Source organism: Lamprobacter sp. (genome assembly GCF_034860625.1).
Taxonomy (GTDB): domain Bacteria; phylum Pseudomonadota; class Gammaproteobacteria; order Chromatiales; family Chromatiaceae; genus Lamprobacter.
The window spans coordinates 1-1,685 of the sequence record NZ_JAYESN010000460.1 but is presented as its reverse complement, the minus strand read 5'-3'; the positions used below and the strand labels follow the sequence as shown (position 1 = coordinate 1,685).

At 63.9% G+C, this 1,685-nt stretch carries 2 protein-coding genes; both read left to right on the top strand.

The window, feature by feature from the left end; genetic code table 11:
• The coding region (locus tag VBE63_RS28825) for a YbfB/YjiJ family MFS transporter (RefSeq protein WP_323686413.1) at positions 1-726 on the top strand (726 nt) is incomplete at its 5' end.
• A 142-nt stretch (positions 727-868) separates the two neighbouring features.
• Positions 869-1,432 (top strand): Uma2 family endonuclease, encoded by a 564-nt coding sequence (locus VBE63_RS28820; RefSeq protein WP_323686412.1) that lies wholly within the window; start codon positions 869-871, stop codon positions 1,430-1,432.
• The last annotated feature ends 253 nt before the right edge of the window (positions 1,433-1,685 follow it).

Here is a 1,685-nt window from a genome sequence, read left to right as displayed (position 1 = left end):
CCCTATACCGACTGGCGCGGCCAATGGTGGCTGCTCACCGCGGTTGGGCTGCTGCTACTGATCCCAGCCTGGCGTTGGCTACCGCGGCCGAATCAGGGCATGCCGCTTCAAGCCGGTGCTGGTACGGACGAGGGTGAGCCCGGCCCGCTTTGGCTCTGGCTGCTGCAAGCCGCCTATCTCTGCGCCGGTTTTGGCTATGCGATCAATGCCACCTTCACCGTGCTGATTACCGAGCAGCAGCCGGCCCTGAGCGGGCAGGGTGGATTGATGTGGCTACTGGTCGGGCTGGCCGCGGCCCCGGCGCCGATCCTCTGGGATCGCGTCGCCCGCCGCTGGGGCTATCTGCGCAGCCTGCAGGCTGCCTATCTGCTGCAGATCATCGGAATCCTGCTGCCGGTGTTGAGCGGTTCCTTGATCGCGGCGGTGGCCAGCTCGCTGCTGTTTGGCCTGACCTTCATCGGCATCGTCTCGCTGGTGCTGACCATGGTTGGCGTGCGCTATCCCGGGCATCCAGCACAGATCATGGCCAAGCTGACGGTCGGTTACGGCATCGCGCAGATCATCGCGCCGGTAGTCGCCGGTGAGCTGGCCGAGCTGACCGGCACCTTCGATGGCTCGCTGATCTGGGTCAGTGTGATGATGGGGCTGGGCTTGTTGTGTCTGGTGGCGATGGTGATGATTGCGGCTCGGGCCCCGTCGGGGCGCGGGCAATCACCCGGAACCTGACACCCACTGGGCTTGGGGCATATTGTCGCTGAGCAGGTTGTGCGGACGAGGAGCAGTACCATATGCCCTATGCGGCAACTGTTGAGCCAACTGTTCGCTCAATCGCAGACCAACTGGCAACAGACTGTCGCAGGAGTCCAGCATGCACGCCCGTGTCGAGCCCAGCCTTTACCAACAACTCGAATCCCTGCCGCCAGGCTTGATCGGCGAGATCCTGAACGGCCAGCTGCACACTCAGCCTCGCCCCTCTGGTCCGCACGCCTATGCGGCCTCGGCGTTGGGGGCCGAACTCTTCCTGCCCTTCAGCCGTGGCCGAGGTGGTCAAGGGGGCTGGTGGATCATCGACGAGCCCGAGCTGCATTTCTTACTGGATGAGGAGGTCGAGGTGCCGGACATCGCCGGCTGGCGGCGCCAGCGGATGCCGCGCATCCCCGAGGGGCATCGCTTCAGCGTGGTACCTGACTGGGTCTGCGAAGTGCTGTCGCCGTCCACCGAGAGCAAGGATCGTGAGCTCAAGATGCCCATCTATGCACACTTTGGCGTTGCCTTCGCCTGGCTGTTGGACCCACGCAAACGGCTGCTGGAGACCTACGCCTTGCACGACGGCGCATGGCGCGAGACCGGCCGCTTTGGCGGCGATGACCGGGTGCGGGCAGCGCCTTTTGAGGCGGTGACGATCGCCCTCGATGATCTCTGGACGTCTTGAGTCAGGCGTCCTCCATGCAGCCGCAGGCCGGTATGGGCGATGCGCTGGCTGGCTCGCTGGCGAGCTGGACACGGCGATGATGCCGCTGGTCGAGGTCTCGCGTATCGTGCCGCTCTTGGCTTCTGTCTACCACGCTTGAGGAGGCTATGGACGCATGAAATCAACAGGCGATCTGTTAGCTCGAGCACTTCTCTGAATGAGACTCAAGGACAAGGAAATTGCTGCGATTCGCGCCACCGTAGACAACCACTTC